Here is a 25,394-nt window from a genome sequence, read left to right on the forward strand (position 1 = left end):
CATGGCGCACGAGGGCACGGCGAAGCCGCACGGCCCGCGCGGTGCCCGCGACCGTGGAAGAGAGGAGAGGAGAGAGGAGAGGAGGGAGAAGGGGCGAGGATGTGTGACGCGTAGGGGTGGAGCGGGGGTCAGGCGGTCGTGCGGAAGCGGCGGCGGTAGGCGGCGGGCGTCGTGTCGATCTGCTTGCGCAGCGCCCGGTGCAAGGTCTCCGCGGAGCCGAATCCGCAGGCGGCGGCGAGCCGGTCCAGTGGCTGGTCGGTGCTCTCCAGCAGACGCCGCGCCGCCTCCACCCGGACGGCCTCGACGTACGAGGCCGGGCTGGTGCCGGTCTCCTTGCGGAAGACCCGCGCGAAGTGCCGCTCGCTCAGCGCCATCCGCCCGGCCAGCGCCACCGTGGACAGATCGGCTTCGAGGTGCTCCGCGATGTACGTCCGCAGTTCCTCGATGTCCCGCCTGGACCCGGCGGGCCGGCTCAGCGGTACCGAGAACTGGCTCTGCCCGCCCTGGCGCTTGAGGTACATCACCAGCTGCCGGGCCACCGCGAGGGCGACCTGCTCGCCCAGGTCCTCGGCCACCATCGCCAGCGCGAGGTCCATGCAGGCGCTGATCCCCGCGCCGGTCCACACCTTCCCGGACCTGACGAAGATCGGGTCCGCGTCGACCGTCACCTCCGGGTGTTCGGCGGCCAGTTGGGCCGCGGTCGACCAGTGCGTGGTCGCCCGCTTCCCGTCCAGCAGCCCGGCGGCGGCCAGCAGGTGCGCGCCCACGCACACCGACGCCACGCGGCGGGCCTGCGGCGCGGTCACCCTGACCCATTCCACGACGTCCCGGTCGACCCGGGCGACCGGGCCCTGCGGGCGCAGGTCGACCGCGCCGGGCACGAGCAGCGTGTCCAGCACGCCGCTCACCTCGTCGAAGGCGAGGTCCGCCAGCAGCCGGACCCCGGCCGCCGTGGTGACCGCGCCGCGCGAGGGGCCCGCCAACTGCACCTGATAGCCCGCGCGGCCCTCGGTCTCGCGGTTGGCCAGGGCGAACACCTCGGCCGGACCCGTCACGTCGAGGAGGTCGACGTCCGGAAAGACCACGATGACGATGCGGCGGTTGCTGGGCATGACCCCATGGTTCCCCCCGCCCCTCACATCCGCAATGACGGTCTTCTGTCACATCCGGACACGTGGACGGCGGGGCCGTGGGGACGGCGGACGGAGGTGGAAACGCCGGCCCTCATCGGCAATCTGTGGGAGTGGCGTACCGGGCCAGGAACAGGTCCACGCCCGAGGTGACGACGCGGGTGAGCTCCGCCGGATCCGTCTCGGTGTCGGGCAGGAAGGTGTGGACCAGCTGCGGGACGCCCACGGTGGTGGCGACGAGCTGCCGCACGGCGAGCACGGGGTCGGGCACGTCCAGCTTCCCGCTCCGACCGAGGGCTGCGACGGCCTCCGTGAGGGGGCCGTCGCACATGTCGTACGTGAGGTCGTACCAGAGCCGGCCGAGCTGCGGGAAACGGTCGGTCTCCCCGATGACCAGGCGCCGTAGCGACACGATGTCGGGGCGCAGCAGCAGCGCGGCCCAGTCCCGGGTGGCGCCGATCAGGGCGCCGCGCAAATCGCCGGCTTCCGCGATCGTGGAGCCGTACGGCTCGAGGCCGGCGTACGTGCGCCGCAGGATCCCGCCGATGGCGGCGAGGAACAGGCGCTCCTTGTTGCCGAAGTGCTTGTAGACCGTGGCCTTGGACACCCCGGAGCGGCTGGTGATCGAGTCCATGGAAGCGGCGGAATAGCCCTCGGCCAGGAACTCGGCGGCGGCCGCCTCCATGATCGCCTGCCGCTTGCGCCGGGCGGCGTCAGGGAGGCCGGGGGCGACCGGGATGCCGTACTCGTCCGTGGCGTTCGCCGTCTCGGCTTCCATGGGGCGGTCCTTCGCGTCAGCGCGATGGCGGTGCGTGCGGTCTCAGTATATGGACCGAACCGTGCGTTACGCACCGCTGCCCTGGTTGCCCCGGTCGCCCCCGGCGGGGCTGCGCGGCAGGCCGAGGCCACACCCGCGCAGCCTCCGTACGAGACCCGTGGACCCGTGGGCTCGTGGGTCCCGTGAGTCCCCTGGGCCCGCGCCTCAGACCTGGCCCGCGCCGCCGTTCTTGACGAGGTCCGTCATGTCGGCCGTGTCGGCGGCCGGCGGGACGGCTATGTCCTGCGCGACGCCGAAGGACAGGAATTCCACGTCCCCGCTGACGTCCCCGTAGGTCTGGGTCAGCCGCGCGGGCATGCCCTTGTCGTCGACCCAGACGTCCGCGACGAGCCCGTCGGCGCTGCCGCCGCCCACCGCGCCGAACACGGAAGCGGCGTCGCCCATCCTCTCCTTGGGGATGGTGGCGCGGTAGTGGACCGCGCTCTTGCCGTTGACGGTCTCCGTGCCGACCTTCTTGACGTCCTTGGCCCACTTGAGGGTCTTCAGGCCGGCCGTCGGGTCGTTGTTGCCCGCGTTCATGGCGGAGGCGCCCGCGTCGCCGAGGATGGCCGAGGCCTCGACCTTCAGCCAGCTCTTGCCCTTGAACGGACCCTCCGAGGCCGGGTCGACACCGTAGTAGTACGCACCCTGCACGAGCCGCATCGTGACCGTGCCGTCGGCGACCAGGTCCTCCATCTCGAGGTCCTTCGCCGGCATCTCGGCCTCCATCGCGAGGCCGTTGCCCCACGAGTAGACGCCTTCCATCAGCACCGGCTTGCCACCCGTGTCCGGTGTGGACACGGTCATCTTGACCTTGGCCGAGCCCGCCTTCGAAGCTTCGTCGGAAGCCTTCGTGAGCGTCGCGACCAGCGTCTCCGCCGTGTCGGCGGCCTGCTTGCCCACCGACGAGCCGGCCGTACAGCCGCTCAGGCCCACCGTCACGATCAGTGCCGCGGTGATGCCCGCGGCGACCTTCCCTGTCTTCATTCCCACCCCTTGGCCGTGTGTTGACTCGGTCCGGCCCGTATCCCCTCCCGAACCGGAAAACATCGTCGCACGCCCCTACGACACTCCGGCGGTCAGGCCGATCCTCCCGTCCCGGCGCCCGGTACGGCGCGCGCCCCACGATGCTCCTCGCGGCGCCCCGGGAAATCGCCTGGAGGCCGCCCGGGCGGCCCGTATAGGCTCGGCGCATGCTGCGACTGGAGCGGCTCCGCGCCGAACACGGAGACATCCTGCTGGCCTTCGAGCAGGAGAACAGGGAGTACTTCGCCCGCTCCGTACCGGACCGGGGCGACACGTACTTCACCTTCACCGGGTTCGAGGCACGCCACCGCGCGCTGCTCGCCGAACAGGAGGCGGGCACGTGCCACTTCCATGTCGTCCTGGACGAGCACGGAGCCCTCGTCGGCCGGGTCAACCTCGTCGACGTCGAGGAAGGCACCGCCGAACTCGGCTACCGCATCGGGGAACGCGCGGCGGGCCGCGGTACGGCCACGGCCGCCGTCGGGGAAGTCTGCCTGCTCGCCGCCTCGCCGTACGGGCTCCGCACCCTCACCGCGGTGACCACCCTGGACAACGCGGCGTCCGCGGCTGTCCTGCGCCGGTCCGGCTTCACGCCGACGGGGGACCTCACCGTCGACGGCCGCCCCGGGCGGAGCTACCGGCGCGCGCTCCCCGCCGCGGGCTGACCCGCCCGGCGGGCGGACCGAGCCGGCGGATGAGCCGCAGTACGAGGCGGAGTACAAGGCGGAGTACGAGGCGGCGTACGAGCCGGAGTACGGGTGGTCGGACGGTCCGTCGGATACGGTGCTTCACCCCATCGGTGCGCCCGGCGCGCGCGGGCGGCAATGATCACGGAGGGTGTTGATCACCGGCAGCGAGTGCTGCCGGCCGGCCCCCGCACCGAGGAGTCCTCGACCCCATGGTTGTTGTCGCCGTCATCGCCGTCATCGGAGCCGCCCTGATCGCCGTCGCCGCGGCGCGGCTGGGCCACTACCTGGCGCGCCACCGCGGCATGCCGGACGCGGGCCCGGCCGTGGGTACCGCCGCCGGAGTGGTCTTCTCCTTCTTCATCCTCACCCTGGCCTTCCTGATGGTGAGTTCGGCCCAGGACCTGGCCGTCGCCCGCAAGGGGAACTACGCCGAGGCCGGCGCCCTCATAGACCTGTACTTGGCGGCCGACCGGATGCCGGCGCAGACGAAGGCGGAAGTGCGCGGCCACTCCGAGAAGTACGCACACATGGTCATCGAGCGCGAATGGCCGAAGATGCGGGACGGCCAGACGGACGACGAGACCTGGGCCATGGTCTACGGGCTCTACCAGCTGGTGGCCAAGATCCCGGCGGACACCCCGCCCAAGGCCGTGGACGACTCCAGGGACGCGATCAACCGGCTGCTGGCGCAGCGCCGGGTCCGGGTGGCGGACATCCAGGGCGGGCTCCCGTCCATCATGGTGGTCACCCTGATCGGCGCGGCCGCCCTGTCCGTGGGCTTCCTGGTCCTCATCGGCTGGCCCAAGGGCATCCGGGGGATCCTCGGCATCGCCGCCCTCGGCGCCGTCTGCGGCTACGGGGTCTGGCTGGTCCTCCAGCTCAACCACGCCTACGCGTCGGGGGTCCACGTCGAGCCCGACGCCTTCCACGAGGCACTGCGCCGGATGGCGTTCGTCACCTCGCACGGCATCTGAGCCCTCCCCGCTTCCCGCTCGCCCACCCGAGCCGTTGCTCCCCGAGCCAGCTCCGCGCGTCCTCGACGCCGTCGACGTGCCGCGTCAGCCAGTGCCGCAGCGCCGGATCCCGGAACACCTCGACCAGCGCCCCGGCGTCCGCGGCGCCGCACGGCGCGAACCACAATGACGTGCCCATGGTGGCTGGCGGGCAGGTTCGGAGGTGGAGAAGGGACAGGGCTACGGCTATCCGCAGGCGGGTTACGGCCACCCGCCGCAGCAGCCCGTCACCGCGCCCATGTACGCGGCCCAGGCCCCGGCCGGACCCGCGGCCGGCTCCGGCGGCAACGACGTGCGCACCCAGCTGATGATCGTCGGCGCGGCCCTCCTGGCCATCGCCCTCATCATCGGCGGCGGCTTCTGGTACGTCTCCGACGACGGCGACGGCGGCGGCGAGCAGCCCGTCGCCGAAGGCAGCGCGAGCCCGGGCGCGGGCGGCGACAAGGGCCAGTCCGGCGCCGGCGGCTCCGAGAAGGTCCCCGCCAGCATCAAGTCGAAGACGTTCCTCAACATCCCGGAGCCGGAATCGACCGAGATCGTCCAGATCAAGGGCTCCTGGGTCACGGACACCACGTACGTGAAGTCCGATGTGGGCAAGGTCGTCGGCTACAAGCTGACCGACGGCTCCAAGGCGTGGGAGACCCCGCTCAAGGGCAACATCTGCGGAGCCAGCCGCTACGCCTCCGACAACAAGGCCGCGATCCTCTTCGACGAGGCCATGCCGACGGCGGAGAAGAAGTACCAGCCGTGCAACCAGGCCGGCGTCATCGACCTGGTCAGCGGCAAGCTCCTGTGGTCCGCCAGCGCCAAGTCCCAGACCGGCGGCGACAAGGCCGTCAACTTCGAAGAGATCACCCTCAGCGGCCAGACCGTCGCCGCGGGCGGCACCGGCGGCGGCGCCGCCTGGAACCTCGCCGACGGCAAGGCGCTGTGGGCGCCCAAGACCGATGCCGAGGGCTGCGAGGACATGGGCTACGGCGGCGGCCCGGCCCTCGCCGTGATCCGCAAGTGCGGCAGCTCGACCCGGGTCCTGTACGCCCAGGCCCTCGACCCGGTCACGGGCGCGGCGAAGTTCTCGTACAAGCTCCCCGCGGGCGTCGAGTTCGCCCAGATCGCCTCGACCAAGCCGCTCATCGTCGCGGTGAACATCAACAAGACCGCGAAGGACGCCACCGGCGTCAGCGACCTCTTCGTCCTCGACGACGCCGGTGCGCTCAAGACGCGCATCCCGCTCACCTCGGGCAACTACGCACCCAGGTGCAGCTCCACCGAGGTCGAGGACTGCACCCACATGGTGGTCGGCAACGGCAAGATCTACATGCCGAGCCAGGAGCACAAGGGCGCGGCCGAGTACGGGCGCACGAACGAGATCGTCTCCTTCGACCTGGAGACCGGCAAGCAGACCGCCGACCGCTCGGACGCCGGTGAGCGCTTCAAGATCTTTCCGATCCGCATGGACGGGCCGAACCTCATCGCCTACAAGGTCCCGCCCTACGACGGGGGCGGCCAGATCGTCTCCATCGAGCCCAAGGAGATGAAGCAGACGGTCCTGATGCAGAACCCGGCGACCAAGGAATCGCAGCGCGCCGAGACCCAGTTCGTGCCGGACCGCGCCGAGTACCACTACCAGAACGGCAGGCTCTTCATCGCGGCCACCTCCGTGATGACCAAGTCCTCCGTGGCCAGCGACCCGAACTACATCGTCGTCTCCTTCAAGACGGGCTGACCGGCCACCCGCAATCACCCAGAAGCGCCCGAAGCCCCCGGAAGGTCCGTCCTTCCGGGGGCTTCTGCGCGGTATCCGCACCGCGCCGTCGAACAAGCGTGTAGCTTGCCGGGGCAGAAGGGTGGGGGGTGGGTTGCGATGGGCGTACGGGTCATGGTGGTCGACGAGCACCGGCTGCTGGCCGAGGCGCTCGCCTCGGCCCTGAAACTGCGCGGCCACCGGGTCCTGGCGGCCGCCGCGCCGGCCGCCGGCGCCGCCGAGCTGGTGATCAGCCGCGCCCCCGAGGTCTGCCTGCTGGGCACGGCCACGCCCGCCGAGCCCGGGGTCTTCGAGCCGATCGTCCGGATCAAGCGCGAGCGCCCGCAGATCGCCGTGGTCGTCCTGGGCCCCGTGCCGAGCCCGCGCGGCATCGCCGCCGCCTTCGCCGCCGGAGCCTCCGGGTACGTCCGCCACGACGAGCGCATCGAGGGCGTGGAGCGGGCCCTGGCCAAGGCGCGCGCGGGGGAAGTCGCCATCGCCCCGCAGCTGTTGCAGGGCGCCTTCGCGGAACTGCTCAACCCCGCCGCCCAGCCCGACGACGAGGGCAGCCGGCTGCTGCGGATGCTCACCCCGCGCGAGGTGGAAGTGCTGGTCCGGGTCGCCGAGGGCGAGGACACCCGGCTCATCGCCGCGGGCATGGCCATCGCGCCGAGCACCGCGCGCACGCACGTGCAGCGGGTGCTGATGAAGCTCGGCGTGGGGTCCCGGCTGGAAGCGGCCGCGCTGGCCGCCCGCACCGGGCTGCTGGAGCGGGCCGGACTGCCGCCGACCGGGGCCGCTTCGTCCTGATCCGTGCCGCGGATTTCCCCCGGGCGGCGCGATCCGGTAAGCCGGAGACCAGCACGCGACGCATCGCGCGTGCGTTCTCGCGCGAGAGGCAGTGGGCACGTGAGCAAGACGGCACCTTCCAAATACCTGGTCACCGGCGGCGCCGGATACGTGGGCGGCGTCGTCGCGGCCCACCTCCTGGAAGCGGGCCACGAGGTGGTCGTCCTCGACGACCTCTCCACCGGCTTCCGCTCCGGGGTGCCGGCCGGCGCCACGTTCATCGAGGGCCGCATCCAGGACGCCGCCGACCACCTGGACTCCTCCTTCGACGGGGTCCTGCACTTCGCCGCCTCCTCGCAGGTCGGCGAGTCGGTGGTGAACCCCGGCAAGTACTGGGAGAACAACGTCGGCGGCACCATGGCCCTGCTCGCCGCGATGCGCGGGGCGGGCGTGCGCACGCTGGTGTTCTCCTCCACCGCCGCCACCTACGGGGAGCCGGCCGGCGGACCGCTGACCGAGTCCTCGGTCACCGCGCCGACCAACCCGTACGGCGCCTCCAAGCTCGCCGTCGACCACATGATCGCGGGGGAGTGCGTGGCGCACGGCCTCGCGGCGGTGTCGCTGCGCTACTTCAACGTGGCCGGCGCCTACGGCGAGTTCGGCGAGCGCCACGACCCCGAGACGCACCTGATCCCGCTGGTGCTGCAAGTGGCCCTCGGCGAGCGGGAGTCGATCTCGGTGTTCGGCGAGGACTACCCGACCCCGGACGGCACCTGCGTGCGGGACTACATCCACGTCGCCGACCTGGCGCGGGCCCACCTGGCGGCGCTGCGGGCCGCGGCGGCGGGCGAGCACCTGGTGTGCAACCTCGGCAACGGCAACGGGTTCTCGGTCCGCGAGGTCATCGAGACCGTCCGCAAGGTCACCGGGGAGCAGATCCCCGAGGTCGTCGCCCCGCGCCGGGCCGGCGACCCCGCGGTGCTCGTCGCCTCCGCCCGCACGGCCCACGAGCGCCTCGGCTGGACCCCGGAGCGCTCGGACCTCACGGGGATCGTGACGGACGCCTGGAACTTCACCCGCGCGCTGCGCGCCCGGACCAGCTGAAGCGGCCCGATCCCTACGGAGCTCCGCGCCCCCGCCCCCACCCGGTGCGGGGGCGCGCACACGTTCGGGGTGCGCCGTGACCGGGCGCCGTGCGCGGGCGCCCGGCGTGCGCACGCCGGGTGAAATACACCTCGTGCAACTGCCCGCGGCACACGACCGTCCGCGATATGTCCCACGGCATCGCGGTAGGGGTGATTTCCGGCCAGCCAGGAGGCCTTGAACGGCCGCCTCACCGGAAAATGGCTCGGAAAACTTCTGCTATTCGGCCAACCACCAGCCTCCCCCGGGCCTACGCTGATGCGTGACACCGGTGGGGGCCGGTGTTGATTCAGGGGTCGAGACAAGTCGGGTACGACGTCCGGTCCGGGGTAGTGCAGAGATGTCACGGCGGCGGCCGAGGCGCCTGCGGATCACCCGGTCCGGGCGCCGTACCCGCCGTCGTCCGTTCCCCGACCCTTGGGGGTTTTGTGGTCCGTATCCGGGTACTCGTGGTCGACGATCACCGCATCTTCGCCGAATCTCTCGCCGCCGCGCTCGCGGCCGAACCGGACGTGGACGTCTCCGCGGCCGGCAGCGGCCCCGCCGCGCTGCGCTGCCTCGAACGCGGCGCGGCCGAGGGCCGCCGGTTCGACGTGCTGCTGGTCGACGCCGACCTCGCCGCCGTCGCCGGAGCCGTCCCCGCCCAGCGGGAGCCCGCCGCCGCTCCACCGGCCACCGCCGACGGAATCGCACTCGTGGCGGGCGTACGGGTGTCCCATCCCGGGGTCCGCACGGTCGTCCTCGCCGAGCGCGACGATCCGCGCCGGGCCGCCCTCGCGCTCCAGGCGGGGGCCTCCGGGTGGGTGGCGAAGGATTGCTCCCTCTCGCGGCTGCTGGCCGTCGTGCGCGGAGTCCTGCGCGAGGAGACGCACCTTCCGCCCGCGCTGCTCACCGGAGTCCTCCGGGAGCTGACCGCCGCCCGCAAGCACCGTACGGACAGCGAGCGGCTCGTGGAGTCCCTCACGCCCCGCGAGCACGAGGTGCTGCGCTGCATGGTGGCGGGGCTGGGCCGCAAGGACGTGGCCGCGCGGCTGTTCCTCTCCCCGCACACCGTCCGCACCCACATGCAGAACGTGCTGGGCAAGCTCGGGGTGCACTCCACGCTCGCGGCCGTCGCCCTGGCCCGGCGGGCCGGCGTACGCCCCGCGGACCTGCCGGGACTGCCGGGACTGCCGGGGGCCGGACTGTCGGGACCCGGGCTGCCAGGGTCCGGGCTGCCAGGGTCCGGACTAGCCGGGGACGTTGTCGAACGGAGCGGTCAACTGGCGTAGCAGCGCCGCGAGATCGCCGCGCTGGGTGCGCGAGAGCTGGGCCAGGATCGCCCGTTCCTGGGCCAGCAGCCCGGCGAGCGCCTGGTCGGCGCGGTCGCGGCCCTCGGGAGTGAGGCGGACCAGGACCCCGCGCCGGTCGTTGGGGTCCGGCAGCCGCTCGACGAGGCCCTTCTTGGCGAGCCGGTCGATCCGGTTGGTCATGGTGCCGGAGGTGACCAGAGTCTGCGTCAGCAACTGCCCGGGGGAGAGCTGGTAGGGCGCGCCGGCCCGCCTGAGCGAGGTCAGGACATCGAACTCCCACGGCTCCAGGCCGTGCTCGGAGAAGGCCAGCCTGCGGGCCCGGTCGAGGTGGCGCGCGAGCCTGCTGACGCGGCTGAGCACCTCGAGCGGTTCCACGTCGAGGTCAGGGCGTTCCCGCCGCCATGCCGCAACCAGTCGGTCGACCTCGTCCTCCATGCCGATCAGTGTAAAGGGTCTGTCGACGTGAAGTCTCTTCAAACCGAGTATCTCGATCTCGTGTATCTTGATGTCGAGATATATATTGCGCACCATGGGGGCATGGAGGGGGCCGGAGCAGCTTCCGCTTCCGACCGCACCGCCCGCAAGGAGGCCCGAACATGCATTCCGATACCGCGTCGGCCAGGATTCCGGCGTCGAACCCCGCACCGGCAGCCGCCGCCCCCACCGCGCCGGCCGCCCCCACCTGGGACCCGCAGCAGTACCTCCGGCACGCCGGCCACCGGGCCCGGCCCTTCCTCGACCTCCTCGGCCGCATAGCCGAGCTCCCCACCAAGCCCGCCCGCATCGCCGACCTCGGCTGCGGTCCCGGCAACGTCACCGCCCTGCTCACCGAACGCTGGCCCGAGGCCCGCATCACCGGATACGACCTCTCCCCGGAAATGCTCCACCGCGCGAGCGCCGAGCACGCCGGACCCACCGAAGGCGGCGGCCTCCTCGACTTCCACCGCGCCGACCTCGCCGACTGGCTCCCCGAAGAGCCCTACGACCTGATCGTCTCCAACGCCGCCTTGCAGTGGGTCCCCGGCCACGCGGCCTCCTTCGCCCCCTGGATCAACGGACTGCGCCCCGGCGGCACCTTCGCCTTCCAGATCCCCGGCAACTTCGGCGCCCCCAGCCACCGGATCCTCGCCGACCTGTGCGACGCCCCCCGCTGGCGGGCCCGGCTCGCCGGACACGGGGCCCGCTACATCCACATGCTCGAACCCGGCGGCTACCTGGAACGGTTCACCGAGCTAGGCTGCGCCGCCGACGTCTGGGAGACCACCTACCACCAGCTCCTCGAAGGCCCCGACCCCGTCCTGGACTGGGTCAAGGGCACCGCCCTGCGGCCCGTCCTCACCGCGCTGGGCGACGACCACGAAGCCGAGGCCGCCTTCCTCACCGAATACCGCACCCTGCTGCGCGAGGCCTACCCGCCGGGACCCCGCGGCACCGTCTTCCCGTTCCGCCGCATCTTCGCCGTCGCCCGCAAGGAGTCCTGACCATGCTCGCCGCAGTCGACCACGTCCAGCTCGCCGCGCCGCCCGGCGCGGAGGACCTTCTCCGCGCCTACTACGCCGGCGTCCTCGGCATGACCGAGATCCCCAAGCCGCCGGTGCTCGCGGCGCGCGGCGGCTGCTGGTTCGCCGCCGGGCCCGTCCAGCTCCACCTCGGCGTCGAGGAGGACTTCCGCCCCGCCCGCAAGGCACACCCCGGGCTCAGGGTCACCGCCATCGAGGCCTACGCGAGCAGACTGGAGGAGCGGGGCGCCGAGGTCGTCTGGGACGACGACCTGCCGGGGCACCGCCGCTTCTACTCCGAGGACCCCGTCGGCAACCGGCTCGAGTTTTTGGAGCAGCACAGCGTGGAGCAGCACAGCTCGGAGCCGCGCAGCTCGTAGCGGCACGGCCTGGAGCAGCGCGGCCCGGAAGAGCACAGCCCGCAGGCCCCCCTGGGCTGAGGGCTGCCGTACGCGCGACGGCGCCCCGCCGCCGGAGATCCGGTGACGGGGCGCCGTCGCACCTCGCGCCCGTACGGGACCCGTACGGGCGTGCTCAGCTCTTGCGGTGGCCCACCAGCCTCGGCTTCGCCTCCAGGTTCTCCAGCCCGTGCCAGGCCAGGTTCACCAGGTGCGCTGCCACCTCCGCCTTCTTCGGCCGGCGCGTCTCCAGCCACCACTGCCCGGTCAGCGCCACCATGCCCACCAGCGCCTGCGCGTAGAGCGGCGCCAGCTTCGGATCGAAGCCGCGGGCCTTGAACTCCAGCCCCAGGATGTCCTCGACCTGCGTGGCGATGTCACTGATCAGCGAGGCGAAGGTGCCCGTCGACTGGGCCACCGGCGAATCCCGCACCAGGATCCGGAACCCGTCGGTGTAGTTCTCGATGTAGTCCAGCAGCGCGAACGCCGCCTGCTCCAGCAGCTCCCGCGGATGGCCGGCCGTCAGCGCGCCCGTCACCCCGTCCAGCAGCTGGCGCATCTCCCGGTCGACGACGACCGCGTACAGACCCTCCTTGCCGCCGAAGTGCTCGTACACCACCGGCTTGGAAACCCCGGCCTTCGCCGCGATCTCCTCCACCGACGTGCCCTCGAAGCCCTTCTCGGCGAACAGGATGCGGCCGATGTCCAGCAGTTGCTGGCGCCGCTCGGCGCCCGTCATCCGGACCCGGCGGCCGCGCCTGGGCTTGTCGCTGCTGGAACTGCTGCCGTCGATCGCCACACCCCCCATCATGCCGCGTTCGACGCTTCTTCCTTGCGCCGGGCGTCGAGGCGGGCCTCGGACGGCCAGCGCACGTCGGACGCCCATCCCAGCTGCTCGAACCAGCGGATCAGCCGGGCACTGGAGTCGACCTGGCCGCGCAGCACCCCATGGCGCGCCGACGTCGGATCGGCGTGGTGCAGGTTGTGCCAGGACTCCCCGCACGAGAGCACCGCCAGCCACCACACGTTGCCGCTGCGGTCACGCGACTTGAACGGCCGCTTGCCCACCGCGTGGCAGATCGAGTTGATCGACCACGTCACGTGGTGCAGCAGCGCGACCCGCACCAGCGAACCCCAGAAGAACGCCGTGAACGCCCCCCACCAGGACATCGTCACCAGACCGCCCACGACCGGCGGGATCGCCAGGGAGAACATCGTCCAGAAGACGAAGTCCCGCGAGATCCGCCGGATCGCCGGATCCTTGATCAGGTCCGGGGCGTACTTCTGCTGATCGGTCTGCTCCTCGTCGAACAGCCACCCGATGTGGGCCCACCACAGGCCCTTCATCAGCGCCGGCAGCGTCTCCCCGAACCGCCACGGCGAATGCGGGTCGCCCTCGTGGTCCGAGTACTTGTGGTGCTTGCGGTGATCGGCCACCCAGCGCACCAGCGGACCCTCCACCGCCATCGACCCCATGACCGCCAGCACGATCCGCAGCGGCCGCTTCGCCTTGAAGGAACCGTGCGTGAAGTAGCGGTGGAAACCGATCGTGATGCCGTGGCAGGCCAGGAAGTACATGAACACCATCAGGCCCACGTCCAGCCAGCTCACCCCCCACCCCCAGGCCAGCGGAACGACCGCGAGCAGTGCCAGGAAGGGGACGGTGATGAACAGCAGCAGCGCGATCTGCTCGACGGACCGCTTGCTCTCACCGCCCAGGGTCGCGGACGGCACGGACGCGCCGGAAGACGCCGAGGCGTCCTCGATCACGTCGGGACTGATGGTCATAGAGGTCCCCTGAGGGTGAAGGAGTCGGCAGGCGCGCCGCCCGGCCACACTTTCTACGGACGCGTAACCTACGGCAACGTAAGTATGGCAAAGGTCCCGCACGCGGCAAGAGGAGCGCGCCAGCCCACCGTGTCCCGCGACCCGCACGCGAGGGCCCATCGGCCCGAGGAGATGCGCCAGTCCCTGCGGATCGTCGAGCAGTGCCTGGATCGCCAGGAGTCGGGCCCATGGCGAGCTGCGCGGGCTAGGCACTGCTCGACGATCCGTCGGGACTTGCGCATCTCCTCCAGGCGGTCGAGGTGAGCGCACAGGACGCGCATCAGTGGGCCAGTACGGCCTTGCGTTGGACGGTCGCATCGGGGGTAAGGACGGCGGGATGGCGGGTCAGCCAGCCGGTGACCTGCCGGACGGAAGGTGGCGGTAGCAGTGGCGGCGGAGGGGCACTGTCCGGGGCGAGCAGGAGGTAGGACCCGTTGGATCCGCGGGTGGTGATCTCGGTGTGCAAGGCCCGGCCCGTGATCCTGGCCCGAGTTGCTCTCCGCCGCCGACAACCAGCTGCCGGGAGGCAGCACCGCCGACCCAGACAGCCGACTCCTGCTACTGCTGCCGGCACTTGGAGACGACCGCGCCCCAGAAGGCGCGAAAAGCCGCCTCACGACAGCCCTCGCTGCCCGGACAACCGTTGAAGACCCCGAAGGACTCGCTACCGCTCTAGCCGACGGCCAGGGCGCAACAGGACCCTCGCACTGGGCGAACAAGAACGGCGTCCGCGTGGACGACGGCGGGCACTCCTACCGCAACCCGTCCAACGCCTTCGCCCTCACACCGCAAGACCTGGCCCGTGTCTCGGCCGCTTTCCCCATCTGAACTGCGAGCCATCACAAAGACACACGCCAACCCGACCGGCACCAAAACGGCCCTCGACGCGGGCACCGACGGAAAGGGTCCTGTCCTTGGGTCGAGCGATGTTCGTCCTGGTTTCCATTGCGCGGCCGTCGCCCGTGCTCCAAGTGATGACCGGGTAGTACACGGTGGTTCCGACGCTCCGCCTGGTGCTGCCGGCATCCGAGGCCAGCGCGATCCGGCTCTCCTCAAGACGGGTCACCACCCCCTCGCAGTACTGCCCTCCCTCAGCAGGAACCGGGCGCGTCGGATCTTGAGGGAGGCGACGACGCCGATGACCGATCCCGCGGCGGTGAAGACCGATGTGAAGAGCCAGAGGATCCTGGGAAGCAGACACGGGGTCGTCTCGATTCTGGAGCCGAAGAACCCCTGACAGCATGCCAGTGCGGCGATCTCCCCTTGCGGCAGGCGCGTGGCCGGGACGGCCCTCAGCGCAGCCCCGCCGACGGTCTCCTCCCGGAGGAGGAGGCGGGACCGGGCCGCAGGTCCCAGACCAGGGATAAACGGGACCTGGGTCCTCGTGCCCTTGGGCGATGTGCCGTACCAGGGCGGGTTCCTAGCCTCGGGGCATGCGATCACACGAAGCGGACGATGCTCAAGGAGACCCCGTGACCACTGTCAGCCCCGCCGCACGCCGCGCCTTGGCCGTGGGCCTCACCCTCGCCGCCTGCCTCACGTCCTCCCCCGTCCTGGCCACGGCCGCCGAGACCCCCGCCCAGGACAGCTCCGGGGCCGGACTGGACCGGTACTACCACCAACACCTCAACTGGGGCAGCTGCATCAAGGGCCCCGACGACACCACGGGCCGCGATCTGGACCAGGCAGGCGTGCAGTGCGCGGACGTAACCGTGCCCCTGGACTACGCCGACCCCCGGGGGCGCACGATCACCGTGGCGATCTCCCGGCTCAAGGCCACCGACGCCCGCCACCGCATCGGCGCGATCCTCCTCAACAACGGCGGTCCGGGCGGTCCCGCGCTCCAGTCCCCGCCGCAGGCCCGCGCGTCGATGAAGGAGGTCGGCGCGCGCTACGACATCGTCGGCTTCGACCCGCGCTTCATCGGGCGCAGCACCGCGCTGGACTGCGGCTTGCCCGTCGGCATGACCTGGCTGTCCGCCGGCACCGGCCGGGCGGGCTTCGACCGCCAGGTCGCCCTGCAGAAGAGCCTGGCCGACAAGTGCCGGGCCACCGATGCCGCGGTGCTCCCCCACATCACCACCCGCAACACGGCCCGCGACATGGACGTCATCCGCGGCACGCTCGGCGAGCGGAAGATCTCCTTCCTGGGCTACTCGTACGGCACCTACCTGGGCACGGTCTACACGCAGATGTTCCCCGGCCGCCACGACCGGATGGTGCTGGACGGGGCGATCAACCCGAGCGACTACCGCCCCCGGCTACTGAAGGGCACCGAACGCGAGAACGAGAAGGCGCTGTCCGACTGGGCCGCCTGGGCCGCGGAGCACCACGACGCCTACGGCCTCGGCCGCAGCCGCGCCGAGGTGCTCGCCGCCGTCGACCGCATCGTCGCGGCGGCCGCGCGCGGTCCGCTGACCATCGGCGCCGGCGCCGATGCCTTCCGGATCGACGACAGCCAGGTGCCGCTCCTCCTCTTCTCGGGCATCGCGGACGACACCGCCCCGGCGCGGGCGTCGTTCGGCGAGCTGCTTTCCGTACTGGCCAAAGCCGCGGAGGGCCGGCCGACGACGGTGCCGCCGATGCTCGTCCCGGAGCTCCGGTACGTGCTGCGCGGTGAGGGCGAGCCCACCGGCGCGCAGTCCGCCGTGATCTGCGGGGACGTGGCCGCCGCGCGCGATCCCGAGCTCTACTGGCGGGACATCGAGCGCAACCGCACCGCGCACCCGCTGTTCGGCGCTCTGACCAACAACATCAACCCGTGCGCCTTCTGGGACTCGCCGCGCGAAGAGCCCACCCGGGTGCGGCGCGATGCCCCTGCACTGATCGTCGCCGCCACCGGTGACCCGCGTACGACGTACAAGGGAAGCGTCGAGCTGCACAAGCAGCTGCCGAGCTCCAGGCTGGTCACCCTCGAGGGCGCCAACCGGCACGCCCTCTTCGGGCGCTACGGCAACGCGTGCGTGGACGACCAGGTCAACCGGTACCTGGCCACCGGCAAGCTGCCGGCGAGGGACCAGACCTGCGTCAAGCAGGCGGGGTAGCGGCCCGCGGTTCGCGTTCCGAGTGCGCGGGCCAGCGGCATTCTGATGTTGTTCGTCGCGGTCTTGGCGAACACCGACTTGAGGTGGTCCTGCACGGTGTGCTCGGAGACGAACATCTGGCGGGCCACCGTGTGGCTGTCCGGCCCTTCACCAGATGGCTGTCACCGAGAAGATCCAGCGAGACGCTCTCGCGTCGCCCTGACTAGATCTGAGGTTAGATCGGCCCCGCCGAGCCTCATTGATCCGGAGGCTCGGCAGGGCCGATCTGTAGGGTCGAGCCGCCTCAGGACTCGCTGATGCTGCTGAGGAAAATGACGGTTCCAGCGAAGGAAACCACTGCAGTACCAGCCGCGACAGCCGGATCGAAGCGCCAGGTCCAGATGCCGGCCGCAGCCGCGACGATCACGCCGCCGAAAAGGATGAGGGTGGATCGCAGGGACACGATCGGCCCACCAGGCGTGGTCACGCGGCGGCTCCCGGGTTCTTGCCGGGTGCCGGGCGCATCCAGTCCACGAGGTCGTACTTGTGGACTCGGGTGTATCCCAGCGGGGTCAGCGGCTCGGACCTGAATGCGATCTCTCGCTTTCACGTCAGTACGCGACCTGGGCGTCTCACTTGGCTGCGTCAGTGACAACTGGGGTCCGGCACAGATCTTGGGGAGTCGTCGCGGAGAGTGATGGCCGTGTTCGAGTGGGGCGTAGTGCGCCGGTGTGCCCGGTCGCTGTGACGCGCCTGGCGGCCGCAGGGTGACGCTCCATCAGCTAAGGGTTCGGGTCGTGACGGGCAGAGGCGTGCGCGCGGATGGTCGGGCATGGACCTCGGAGATTCCTGCTGGCCCTCGCTCGCGTTCGCCGGCCTGGACGGCGGACTCGTCATCAGAGCTGTCCGGTCGTCACTGGGGCTGGTGTTCATCACGGGGTGGGGCCGGGCGGCGAGTGAGGATTGCCCGGACTGCGGGCGGTGTGGCGAGCGTGTCCACGACCGTTATCACCGGCGGGTGCAGGACCTTCCGATGGGTGGTCAGCCCGTGGTGATCACGCTGCTGGTACGCCGTTTCATCTGTGACAACGCTCGTTGTGAGCGTCGGACCTTCGCCGAGCGCTTTACTCAGCTGACCACTCCGTACGCACGCTGCACGCGGCGACTGGGCACCTGGTTGGAGGTGATCGGGCTCGCCCTCGCCGGCCGGGCCGGATCCCGGCTCGCGAACTCCTTCGGCATCGCGGCGGGCCGCATGACGTTCCTTCGGCGGGTGCTGGCTCTACCTGACCCCGAGGCCGAGGTGCCACGGGTCCTCGGCGTCGATGATTTCCACCCGGCGTGGGGCCACGTACGCCACTGTGATCACCAATGGCGAGACGCACCAGGTCATCGACGTGCTGCCGGGCCGCGAGGCAGGTCCTCTGGCCGCCTGGCTGGCCGCGCATCCGGGTGTGGAAGTGATCTGCCGGGACCGGGCCGGGGCCTACGCGGAAGGCTCACGGCTCGGCGCCCCGGATGCGGTCCATGTTACCGACCGCTTCCATCTCTGGCAGGGACTCGGCCGGGCGGTGGAGAAGACCGTCGGAGCACACCGCTCCTGCCTCCAGGCACCGGTCCCGGCGCCGTCGACGCCGGCGGACGACACGGAGCCGACGGCTGGGCCGGATCCCACAGGGCCGCGAGCAGAACGCAAACGGGCCGCCCACGCCCAGGTCCACGAACTGATGGCTCAGGGGCACGGTCTCCGGGCGATCGCCCGGCACCTCGCCTGGGGCCGGAAAACGGTGATGCGATACGCGCACGCCGCCCGCTGGCAGGAGACGTTCGTCGGCATGCCTCCGCGTCCGAGCAAACTTGATCCCTACAAGCCATACCTGCAACGGCGCTGGGCAGAGGGGTGCACGAACGCCCCGGCCCTACATCGCGAGATCGCCGGACGCGGCTACCCCGACGGATACGCCTCCGTCCGCGACTACCTCGCGGCCTTCCGCCCCGCACCCGGAACTCCGGCGCCCGGACCGCCGAGCCCTTGCGTTCGTAGCGGCGGTGGAGCCGACGGCAGCCGGCGAGCCAGGACACGGTCCGTTCGACAACCCAGCGGTGGCGGCCGAGCCGTTGTGAGGAGTCGATGCCCTTGCGGGCGGTGCGGTGGCGGATGCCGCGTTTGCGGAGCCATCGACGCAGGTGGTTGTAGTCGTAGCCCTTGCCTCCGTGGAGCTTGCCGGGGCGCCGTCGACGAGGTCCTCGTCGAGACCGGATCGGCGGGATGCCCCGCACGAGCGGTTCAAGACCGAGGCTGTCGTGCATGTTCGCACCGGAAATCCCCAGCGAGAGCGGCAGCCCCTTCGCTCTCTTCGCCCTCGGCCGCCACGACGTACACGACCGGCTGCGCGCGGTCTATACCGCGCCGAGGGGCCGCTGCCGAGGAGCGTCATCCGATAGGCCCTGCTCTACGGCGCTCGTCCGATCGTCACATCTACCCCGGTGGCAGGTGGTGGTGTCCGAGCGACAGCACCGGCACGCTGTCTCCGTTGAAGTGCCACAGCGCACTCGTGTACCAGAGGACCACCACGACGACCACCAGCGCGCCCCCGGCCAGTGGCAGGGCCCAGCCCGGCAGGCGACGGCTCTGCACCAGCAGGACCTTGGCGGCGAACGCCCCGTAGAAGAAGCAGCCCGCGATCGAGTGCACTGCGACACGCGAGCCGGTCAGCTGCACGCCATACGCCTGAACGCAGTGCACCGCGATCGGGACGGTGAGGGCGAACAGGACCACACCGACGATCCGGTGGGTGATCGGCACCGGGCCCGGCACCCGGCGCACCCCGGGCAGCCGACGGTACATCCACAGCGCCAGCAGCAGCTGGAGAGCGGCCAGCCCCAGGACGCCGGTGGCGAGCTGTGCCTTGAGACGCACGGCATCGGCGTCCGCCTGGCCGAACAGTGTCGCGGTGTAGTCCGGAGTGTTCGCCCGGCCGAACAGGAAGACGGCGACGAAGACCGCGGCGGCAGCCGCGAACGCCAGTGCGAGAGCGAGCCTGGCTTCCGGGCGGCGCAGAGCGGGCCGGGCGTGCGACATGGTGTCCTCGTCTCGGAACGCTGAGGTTGGCGGTTTGCCATCCCTTCTACTCGCCTGGTGCGGCAGATGGCGGCCGACGCGGCCGTAGCGACCTCGACTACTCGTTGGCGCGGCCGAAGCACGCGGCGTGGGCGGCGTCGATCTCGACGAACGCCATCTGTCCCGCCAGGCATCAGGGGTGGGCCCTGTAGGGGCATCTGGGCCCGAAGTCACGCGAGAGCCAAACGACCTTCGAGTGCACCGCCTGCGGACCCCGCATGGATCACGCGGGTCCAGCACCCCGCGAGCCATTCCAGTAGGCTCGGGATCTCCTCGGGCCGGGACTCGGACTGCTGGCGGAGTTGGTCAAGAGCAGGCGGGATCGGCGATGTTGCGTCGGCAGGCAGGGTCTTCCACTCGGATCACGGGGCGTCGAGAACTCCATGATCTTGGAAGCCGTGCCTGTCACGTTCCCAGGGCCGCCTATCCGACAGACCGTCACGAACCGGACGTCACACGACTACACCGAAGCCCTGGGCGCCGCCGTTGTCGGGGATAAGCGAAACTGCACAATGCTCAACCAACCTGCGCAACCGCACACGGGATGACGAACACTGCAGGTCAGACGACTAACGAGGCCCAGTCTCTGCGCAGATTCAGTGAGCCGCCCCATCGCGAAACCGCTCACCCAAACTGCACAACCCAAGGTCAGCAGCATAACGACTGCTCAGTTTCACTGACCAGCGACAACAGTCTCTGGATGCAGGCGCCCCCAGCGTAGCGGGGGTGGACTGGGTTGATGTCGTCACCGAACTCTCCCCCGGCTTCCAGATCATCGTCAGCGACCACGCCGACCTGCCCCATCCCTGGTACCAGAACTCCATCCGCTACAACGGGTGCGGCGGCGAAGAGCTCATCCCCACCGCCTGGCTCGCCATCAACCCCACCTCGTAGCCGCCGCCGCATCCTGGGAACCAGTGAAACTGCGCAGTGCTCAACCAACCTGCGCGTGCACGACCTGTGACTGCACGCGGGTGTGACTGAGCGCCCTGCACGGCCGCTTTGGCTGTGCAGGGCGCTCAGGCTGGTGCCGGTGCTTGCCGGTGAGGTCTAGTTCTTGCGGTCCAGGCGTTCAGCAGCCAGGATCCGAGCTCGCTGGTGATCAGCTGGCCCCCCGGGTTGGCGGCACCCTTCTTGCCTTCGTCGAAGGGGCTGTACTCGGGCGGGTCGACGACCATTTCGCTTGTGAAGTCGGCGCTGACCAGCCCGATCTTGAGAGGCCTGATCGGCCAGTCGCGCAGCCTCTTCAGCTCTTCGCCCTCCTCCTGAGAGGGCACCGTTCCGTTGTAGGAGAAGTAGCGCTCGACCTGGTGATTCTCGTTACGGGCCTCGAAACTTGCGAGGGCGTATCGGGCCACCAGTGCGCCTCGGCCGATGCCGCCCACGGTCATCGTGTTGTCGCCACCGATGTGCTCGGCGATCACCTTGCGAATGGCGTAGGTGACCGTGTTCGCCTGGCCGGCGAGGCTGGTGCCGGCGTTGTAGCCGACCAGGATCAGGTCATACCGATACGCTCGCGCGGCAAGGAGGAACGAGTAGGGGTCGGCGTCGAGGCTGGCTTCGAATGCGGCCAAGTCCGTAGCGCCCGTTCCTCCCTCGTGAGCCAACGAGCGGCTTGGTGATGCCGTTCTCCCTCGCGGGAAATACCCGCGCGGTTCCAGAGTCCAATTTCCATTCCTGGACCGATGCCATGGCTCCCCCAAAGATGATGATGTGGGCGTCCCGTGGACACACGTGATGCTTCGCCCCGCCAAGCCTGAAGCCCCCACCGTCTTTACAAAATCGAACACGGCGTAATGGCCTAAAGGCGCACGCGAGGCTGGATAGACGGCGCGGGGAGCCCCAGGCGGCCGCAACATGGTCGAGCTGATCACCAGCGCGCAGGACCCGGCGGAACCCGGCACACGGTCATGGTTGGCGGGTAGCCCCTTGACCGCCAACGATTCATAGGAGGTCAAGGGGTTGCCCGTCTTCACATGCACGGGTCCTTCCCGGAGTTCAGCCCTGGGCAAGCCGTGACGGGGGCTTGCCCAGGTCCGCCGCGGCTTGCGGAAGGTGCAGGGCGCCCGAGCGCCACACACTGCTGCCCAGCACCACGGCCCCGGCCAGCACAGTCAAGGCCAGGACCACGACCTCGTACCCGGACCACTGCGCCCACCAGCCTGCCGCAGCCAGCACCGTCCCCGCCAACGCACCGCCACCGGCTCGGCGCTGCCTGCCCGTCATCACCAACCGCGTCCCTCCCTCAGCTCTCTCCGGTCAGGCGCCGGGCCCGGTGGCCGCCTCGCGGGCGGCGTGCCGCTGGACTTCCGCCGAGGGCGCCACCAGCGGCCCGGCCGGAGGGGGCGAGCTGCGGCCGGTACACGGCGCCCCGGTACAAGATGGCCACGGCGGCCGTGCCGCCCAGCACCGTCAGGGTGAAGCCGGCCTGCACCAGACGCCAGGCGGCCGCGGGCAACACTCCGGCCAGCAGCAGGCCCCGGGCAGCGATCCGGACCCGGCCCGACAGCGCCCACCACACCGCCCGTACCCGGTCCCCGCGCACGCCCGGATCCCCCGCCGTCCGGGTGCGGGAGCCGCCGCCGTCACCGCGTACGCCTCGCGCGCCTTGGCCCGTGCAGCCTGCTGCCGCTGGGCGGCGACGACGGCTTCGGCCCTGGTCGCCATCCCCGCGATCATCACCGGCGCCAACCTCTTCAGCGAGCCCTACCTTCTCACCGCTGACGGCGCTCCCGACCCCGCCCCCGGGTGTGGCGCGGAGCCGTCCTCCTGCTCGCGGGCGCGTACTTCCTCCTCCCGCTCCTGGCCTCCTTCGTCTTCACCGTGCACGTCCCCGGCCAGGGCATCAGCTTCGAGGCCTACACCCAACTGCTCTCCGCCGAAGGCTTCACCGAGAGCCTGCTGCTCTCACTGGGCCTCGCCGCCGCGACCATCGCCCTGTCGCTGCTCCTCGCCGTGCCCGCGCTGGTCGCCGTGCGCGTGGGCTCGCCGCGCCTGCGCCCCGTCGTCGAGGTGATGTGCATGCTGCCGCTGGTGGTGCCGCCGATCGCCCTGGTCACCGGCATCACCACCGTGCTGCGCTGGGGCCCGGACCACCTGTCCAGGACCCCGCTCTACCAGACCTTCCTGGCCGTCCAGAACCCGGACTTCCCCGTCGTCCTGGTCCTCGCCTACACGGTGCTCGCGCTGCCCTTCGTCTACCGCTCCCTCGACGCGGGCCTGCGCGCCGTCGACGTCCCGACCCTCGTCGAAGCCGCCCGCAGCTGTGGCGCGAGCTGGCCGTACGTCGTCCTGCGCGTGATCCTGCCGAACCTGCGGGCCGCCCTGGCCGGAGCCGCCTTCCTCACGCTGGCGCTGGTCCTCGGCGAGTTCACCATCGCCTCGCTGCTCGGCTTCCAGCCCTTCGCCGTGTGGATCGTCTCGATCTCCGGAGCGCACGCCCGCATGTCGGTGGCCGTGTCCGTCCTCAGCCTCCTCATCACCTGGCTGCTGCTGCTCCTCCTCTCCCGGGCCGGCACCACCCCCGCCACCGTGTCCCCCGGACCGGCCGTCTCCCGTACCTCCCGTACCTCCCGCACCTCCGGCAAGGAGTCCTGACCCGCATGTCCCTCACCCTTCCCGAGGCCAGGAAGCCCGCGGACGGCGAAGCCGCCCCCGCCGGCGCGCGCGTCGAATTCCGCGGACTGCGCCGGGCGTTCGGCTCCACCGTCGCCCTCGACGGACTCGACCTCACCATCGAGCCCGGCGAACTCGTCGCCCTGCTCGGCCCGTCGGGCTGCGGCAAGACCACCGCGCTGCGCGTCGTCGCCGGATTCGAGCAGCCCGACTCCGGCGAAGTCCTCCTCGACGGCGAGGACATCACGCGCGTCCCGGCCAACCGCCGCGACGCCGGGATGGTGTTCCAGTCGTACAGCCTCTTCCCGAACCTCAGCGCCCGCGACAACGTCGCCTTCGGACTGCGGGTCCGCAAGGTCGGCGCCGCGCAGCGCCGCGAGCGCGCCGCCGAACTCCTCGACCTGGTCGGCCTGCCCGACCACGGCGACCGCTACCCGCACCAGATGTCCGGCGGCCAGCAGCAGCGCGTCGCGCTCGCCCGCGCCCTGGCCCTGCGCCCCCGGGTCCTGCTGCTCGACGAGCCGCTCTCCGCGCTGGACGCGAAGGTACGGGCCAACCTGCGCGAGGAGATCCGCAGGCTGCAGCTCTCGCTGGGCATCACCACCGTGTTCGTCACGCACGACCAGGAGGAGGCCCTGTCCATGGCCGACCGGGTCGCCGTGCTCAACGCGGGCCGCCTCGAACAGTGCGCCGCGCCCGCCGAGCTCTACGAGCGGCCCGCCACGCCCTTCGTCGCCGAGTTCGTCGGCACCATGAACCGGCTCCCCGGCCGGCTGACCGGCTCCGGGCTGGTCGAAGCGGCCGGCTCCCGGCTGCCGGTGGACGGCCCCGTGCCCTCCTCCCCGGACGTCGAGGTCCTCGTACGCCCCGAGAACATCACGGTGGCGGCCGACGAGGCGGGCACGGCCACCGTCGCCTCGGCCTCCTTCTTCGGCTCGGTGACCCGCCTCCACCTGGATCTGGCGGACGGCACGCGCGTCAAGGCCGACCTGCCCTCGCGCGACGCCGGAGCCCTGGTTCCGGGCGCCCGGGCGGCCGTGGGCCTGGCCGAGCGGCCCGTCCTGGTCGTCGCGCGGACCGCCTCGTGAACGACCTCGCCGCCGTCCTCTTCGACATGGACGGCACCCTCGTGGACACCGAGACGCTGTGGTGGCTGACCACCGAGGAGATCGCGGCGGGCCTCGGCCACGCGCTGACGGACACGGACGCGCCCGAGGTGGTCGGCCGAGCGGTGGAGGACACCGCGGCGCACCTCGTCCGGGTGGCCCGCGCCGGCGACCCGGCCGCGGTGGCCCGCGCCCTGACCGGGAGCTTCTTCCGCCGGGTCGAGGCGGGCGCGCCGATGCGGCCCGGGGCGCAGGCCCTGTTGACGGCCCTCGAACGGGAAGGCGTGCCGTTCGCGCTGGTCAGCGCCTCACCGCGGGTGGTCGTCGACTCGGTCGTCGGGGGCTCGCTCGCGCACGTGCCCTTCGCCTTCACGTTGTCGGCCGACGACACGGCCCGGACGAAGCCGCACCCGGAGCCCTACCGGACCGCCGCCGCTCGGCTCGGCGCGCCGCCGCGGGCCTGCGTGGCGGTCGAGGACTCCCCGGACGGGGCGGCCTCGGCGGAGGCGGCCGGCTGCGGACTCCTGGTGGTCCCCTCCCTGCTCCCGGTCCCCGCCTCCCCGGTACGCACCTTCGCGCACTCCCTGGAATCGGTCACGCCGGCCACCCTGAGGGCCTGCCTGGCAGCGCCCCTGGACGTCTGAGCACGCCGGATTCCCGGCCCGTCCCGGGCTCGGTTCAGTCCGACAGGTCGAGGAGGCGCAGGATGCCCTCCACGTACGCCGCGGACACGGAGCCCGGGGCGCCCGCCGACGCGCGCAGGGACGGAAGGCCCGCGCGGATGTGGGCGGCGCACTGGCCGTACAGGCCGGCCTCGTGCGAGGAGCCGTCGTCCTCGGCGCCGAGCAGCCGCAGCAGGGTCCACAGCAGGGCCTCGCGGGTCGACTGCCGGGGCGGGCCGGCGGAGCACACGGCCATCAGCACCCCGCACACCGCCGGCGCGGGAGCCCGCAGCCGGCCGGTGTGGAAGGCATGGCCCTCCAGCGCGTGGAACGCGGCCGGATGTCCTTCGGCCGCGTCCCACAGCGTGTCGGCGAGATGCCCCGCCGGGCGTCCGCACCCGCACGTGACGGACTCCCAGTCGTGCCGGGCAATCTCCCGGGCGACCGCGTCGGGCACCAGTGGACTGGTGCGGGGCTGCTTCTCCGTCGTTCTCACGGGA

25 protein-coding genes and 3 pseudogenes are annotated in these 25,394 nt (G+C 71.3%); 15 read left to right on the top strand and 13 right to left on the bottom strand.

All coding sequences use genetic code 11. The features are described 5' to 3' along the window. Positions 1-128: 128 nt before the first annotated feature. The 3 genes from DRB89_RS34330 to DRB89_RS34340 form a co-directional block, all read right to left on the bottom strand. Entirely contained in the window at positions 129-1,112 is a 984-nt protein-coding gene (locus tag DRB89_RS34330; RefSeq protein ID WP_112463561.1) for a DJ-1/PfpI family protein, read from the bottom strand. A 112-nt stretch (positions 1,113-1,224) separates the two neighbouring features. Beyond that, entirely contained in the window at positions 1,225-1,908 is a 684-nt protein-coding gene (locus DRB89_RS34335) for a TetR/AcrR family transcriptional regulator (protein ID WP_112449724.1), read from the bottom strand. 204 nt (positions 1,909-2,112) lie between these two features. After that, the gene (locus DRB89_RS34340; RefSeq protein ID WP_112449723.1) at positions 2,113-2,934 is read right to left on the bottom strand and encodes a hypothetical protein; all 822 of its coding nucleotides are present in this window, start codon (positions 2,932-2,934) and stop codon (positions 2,113-2,115) included. A 206-nt stretch (positions 2,935-3,140) separates the two neighbouring features. Between DRB89_RS34340 and DRB89_RS34345 the strand changes: the two genes are divergently transcribed. From DRB89_RS34345 to DRB89_RS34375, 6 genes are all read left to right on the top strand, one after another. Beyond that, entirely contained in the window at positions 3,141-3,638 is a 498-nt protein-coding gene (locus tag DRB89_RS34345) for a GNAT family protein (protein ID WP_112449722.1), read from the top strand. A 233-nt stretch (positions 3,639-3,871) separates the two neighbouring features. Beyond that, positions 3,872-4,636, top strand: a complete 765-nt coding sequence (locus DRB89_RS34350) for a DUF4239 domain-containing protein (RefSeq protein ID WP_112449721.1) — start codon at positions 3,872-3,874, stop codon at positions 4,634-4,636. 202 nt (positions 4,637-4,838) lie between these two features. Next, positions 4,839-6,401 carry a PQQ-binding-like beta-propeller repeat protein gene (locus DRB89_RS34360; protein ID WP_239516478.1) on the top strand — a complete coding sequence of 521 codons (1,563 nt, stop codon included), beginning with the start codon at positions 4,839-4,841 and terminating at the stop codon, positions 6,399-6,401. Positions 6,402-6,539: 138 nt separating this feature from the next. Beyond that, positions 6,540-7,229: a LuxR C-terminal-related transcriptional regulator gene (locus tag DRB89_RS34365; protein ID WP_112452085.1), complete on the top strand. Its 690-nt coding sequence runs from the start codon at positions 6,540-6,542 to the stop codon at positions 7,227-7,229. Positions 7,230-7,328: 99 nt separating this feature from the next. Then, on the top strand, positions 7,329-8,312 hold the full coding sequence (gene galE, locus DRB89_RS34370; protein ID WP_112452084.1) for a UDP-glucose 4-epimerase GalE: 984 nt from the start codon (positions 7,329-7,331) through the stop codon (positions 8,310-8,312). A 467-nt stretch (positions 8,313-8,779) separates the two neighbouring features. Further along, the gene (locus DRB89_RS34375; RefSeq protein WP_112452083.1) at positions 8,780-9,622 is read left to right on the top strand and encodes a response regulator transcription factor; all 843 of its coding nucleotides are present in this window, start codon (positions 8,780-8,782) and stop codon (positions 9,620-9,622) included. On the opposite strand, the gene DRB89_RS34380 is transcribed toward DRB89_RS34375, so the two are convergent. Beyond that, positions 9,581-10,078 (bottom strand): MarR family transcriptional regulator, encoded by a 498-nt coding sequence (locus DRB89_RS34380; RefSeq protein WP_112452082.1) that lies wholly within the window; start codon positions 10,076-10,078, stop codon positions 9,581-9,583. The genes DRB89_RS34375 and DRB89_RS34380 overlap by 42 nt on opposite strands. Positions 10,079-10,239: 161 nt before the next feature. On the opposite strand from DRB89_RS34380, the gene DRB89_RS34385 reads away from it, so the two are divergent. Both DRB89_RS34385 and DRB89_RS34390 read left to right on the top strand, forming a co-directional pair. After that, on the top strand, positions 10,240-11,124 hold the full coding sequence (locus tag DRB89_RS34385) for a trans-aconitate 2-methyltransferase (RefSeq protein ID WP_112452081.1): 885 nt from the start codon (positions 10,240-10,242) through the stop codon (positions 11,122-11,124). 2 nt (positions 11,125-11,126) lie between these two features. Beyond that, entirely contained in the window at positions 11,127-11,522 is a 396-nt protein-coding gene (locus tag DRB89_RS34390) for a VOC family protein (RefSeq protein ID WP_112452080.1), read from the top strand. A gap of 154 nt (positions 11,523-11,676) precedes the next feature. Here DRB89_RS34390 and DRB89_RS34395 read toward each other — a convergent pair whose 3' ends face one another. Next, entirely contained in the window at positions 11,677-12,348 is a 672-nt protein-coding gene (locus DRB89_RS34395) for a TetR/AcrR family transcriptional regulator (RefSeq protein WP_112452079.1), read from the bottom strand. Then, positions 12,348-13,328, bottom strand: a complete 981-nt coding sequence (locus DRB89_RS34400) for a fatty acid desaturase (protein WP_204357899.1) — start codon at positions 13,326-13,328, stop codon at positions 12,348-12,350. Before DRB89_RS34400 ends, DRB89_RS34395 begins: the two co-directional genes overlap by 1 nt. A gap of 1,511 nt (positions 13,329-14,839) precedes the next feature. Between DRB89_RS34400 and DRB89_RS34415 the strand changes: the two genes are divergently transcribed. Then, the gene (locus DRB89_RS34415) at positions 14,840-16,411 is read left to right on the top strand and encodes an alpha/beta hydrolase (protein WP_112450099.1); all 1,572 of its coding nucleotides are present in this window, start codon (positions 14,840-14,842) and stop codon (positions 16,409-16,411) included. Positions 16,412-16,694: 283 nt separating this feature from the next. Here the strand turns inward: DRB89_RS34415 and DRB89_RS34425 are convergent, their stop codons facing one another. After that, positions 16,695-16,877, bottom strand: coding sequence for a hypothetical protein (locus DRB89_RS34425; RefSeq protein WP_112450098.1), 183 nt, complete (start codon positions 16,875-16,877; stop codon positions 16,695-16,697). Between the two features lie 345 nt (positions 16,878-17,222). Here DRB89_RS34425 and DRB89_RS45230 point away from each other — a divergent pair. Together DRB89_RS45230 and DRB89_RS45235 are read left to right on the top strand one after the other, a co-directional pair. After that, positions 17,223-17,420, top strand: a pseudogene (locus DRB89_RS45230) (hypothetical protein); the annotation flags it as partial. 295 nt (positions 17,421-17,715) lie between these two features. Further along, a pseudogene (locus DRB89_RS45235) lies at positions 17,716-17,913 on the top strand (transposase); the annotation flags it as partial. A 511-nt stretch (positions 17,914-18,424) separates the two neighbouring features. Here DRB89_RS45235 and DRB89_RS34435 read toward each other — a convergent pair. Next, positions 18,425-18,742, bottom strand: a pseudogene (locus DRB89_RS34435) (transposase); the annotation flags it as partial. 127 nt (positions 18,743-18,869) lie between these two features. Next, on the bottom strand, positions 18,870-19,472 hold the full coding sequence (locus DRB89_RS34440; protein ID WP_239516479.1) for a DUF6529 family protein: 603 nt from the start codon (positions 19,470-19,472) through the stop codon (positions 18,870-18,872). Positions 19,473-20,237: 765 nt separating this feature from the next. On the opposite strand from DRB89_RS34440, the gene DRB89_RS34445 reads away from it, so the two are divergent. Continuing rightward, positions 20,238-20,405, top strand: coding sequence for a hypothetical protein (locus DRB89_RS34445; protein ID WP_239516480.1), 168 nt, complete (start codon positions 20,238-20,240; stop codon positions 20,403-20,405). Positions 20,406-20,530: 125 nt separating this feature from the next. On the opposite strand, the gene DRB89_RS34450 is transcribed toward DRB89_RS34445, so the two are convergent. The 3 genes from DRB89_RS34450 to DRB89_RS34460 form a co-directional block, all read right to left on the bottom strand. Continuing rightward, a complete protein-coding gene (locus DRB89_RS34450) occupies positions 20,531-21,085 on the bottom strand; it encodes a hypothetical protein (protein ID WP_112450096.1) in 555 nt (184 codons plus the stop codon). 424 nt (positions 21,086-21,509) lie between these two features. After that, complete coding sequence (locus tag DRB89_RS34455; protein ID WP_162688844.1) at positions 21,510-21,689, bottom strand: hypothetical protein; 180 nt, start codon at positions 21,687-21,689, stop codon at positions 21,510-21,512. 67 nt (positions 21,690-21,756) lie between these two features. Further along, a complete protein-coding gene (locus DRB89_RS34460) occupies positions 21,757-22,056 on the bottom strand; it encodes a hypothetical protein (RefSeq protein ID WP_112450094.1) in 300 nt (99 codons plus the stop codon). A 203-nt stretch (positions 22,057-22,259) separates the two neighbouring features. Here DRB89_RS34460 and DRB89_RS34465 point away from each other — a divergent pair, with 203 nt between their 5' ends. The 3 genes from DRB89_RS34465 to DRB89_RS34475 are packed head-to-tail and all read left to right on the top strand — an operon-like array spanning position 22,260 to position 24,876. Beyond that, on the top strand, positions 22,260-23,108 hold the full coding sequence (locus DRB89_RS34465; RefSeq protein WP_112463564.1) for an ABC transporter permease subunit: 849 nt from the start codon (positions 22,260-22,262) through the stop codon (positions 23,106-23,108). Between the two features lie 5 nt (positions 23,109-23,113). Continuing rightward, entirely contained in the window at positions 23,114-24,214 is a 1,101-nt protein-coding gene (locus DRB89_RS34470) for an ABC transporter ATP-binding protein (protein WP_204357898.1), read from the top strand. Beyond that, complete coding sequence (locus tag DRB89_RS34475) at positions 24,211-24,876, top strand: HAD family phosphatase (protein ID WP_275432046.1); 666 nt, start codon at positions 24,211-24,213, stop codon at positions 24,874-24,876. Before DRB89_RS34470 ends, DRB89_RS34475 begins: the two co-directional genes overlap by 4 nt. Before the next feature lie 34 nt (positions 24,877-24,910). On the opposite strand, the gene DRB89_RS34480 is transcribed toward DRB89_RS34475, so the two are convergent. Continuing rightward, positions 24,911-25,390, bottom strand: coding sequence for a hypothetical protein (locus DRB89_RS34480; RefSeq protein ID WP_162688845.1), 480 nt, complete (start codon positions 25,388-25,390; stop codon positions 24,911-24,913). Positions 25,391-25,394: the final 4 nt, after the last annotated feature.

It is taken from the genome of Streptomyces sp. ICC4 (assembly GCF_003287915.1).
Lineage (GTDB): Bacteria > Actinomycetota > Actinomycetes > Streptomycetales > Streptomycetaceae > Streptomyces > Streptomyces tritrimontium.

Bases quoted from the DNA above. Each gene is read 5' to 3' on its own strand.
- DRB89_RS34330 (WP_112463561.1), bottom strand. From the start codon at position 1,112: ATGCCCAGCAACCGCCGCATCGTCATCGTGGTCTTTCCGGACGTCGAC.
- DRB89_RS34335 (WP_112449724.1), bottom strand. From the start codon at position 1,908: ATGGAAGCCGAGACGGCGAACGCCACGGACGAGTACGGCATCCCGGTC.
- DRB89_RS34340 (WP_112449723.1), bottom strand. From the start codon at position 2,934: ATGAAGACAGGGAAGGTCGCCGCGGGCATCACCGCGGCACTGATCGTG.
- DRB89_RS34345 (WP_112449722.1), top strand. From the start codon at position 3,141: ATGCTGCGACTGGAGCGGCTCCGCGCCGAACACGGAGACATCCTGCTG.
- DRB89_RS34350 (WP_112449721.1), top strand. From the start codon at position 3,872: ATGGTTGTTGTCGCCGTCATCGCCGTCATCGGAGCCGCCCTGATCGCC.
- DRB89_RS34365 (WP_112452085.1), top strand. From the start codon at position 6,540: ATGGGCGTACGGGTCATGGTGGTCGACGAGCACCGGCTGCTGGCCGAG.
- DRB89_RS34380 (WP_112452082.1), bottom strand. From the start codon at position 10,078: ATGGAGGACGAGGTCGACCGACTGGTTGCGGCATGGCGGCGGGAACGC.
- DRB89_RS34385 (WP_112452081.1), top strand. From the start codon at position 10,240: ATGCATTCCGATACCGCGTCGGCCAGGATTCCGGCGTCGAACCCCGCA.
- DRB89_RS34390 (WP_112452080.1), top strand. From the start codon at position 11,127: ATGCTCGCCGCAGTCGACCACGTCCAGCTCGCCGCGCCGCCCGGCGCG.
- DRB89_RS34395 (WP_112452079.1), bottom strand. From the start codon at position 12,348: ATGGGGGGTGTGGCGATCGACGGCAGCAGTTCCAGCAGCGACAAGCCC.
- DRB89_RS34400 (WP_204357899.1), bottom strand. From the start codon at position 13,328: ATGACCATCAGTCCCGACGTGATCGAGGACGCCTCGGCGTCTTCCGGC.
- DRB89_RS34440 (WP_239516479.1), bottom strand. From the start codon at position 19,472: ATGTCGCACGCCCGGCCCGCTCTGCGCCGCCCGGAAGCCAGGCTCGCT.
- DRB89_RS34470 (WP_204357898.1), top strand. From the start codon at position 23,114: ATGTCCCTCACCCTTCCCGAGGCCAGGAAGCCCGCGGACGGCGAAGCC.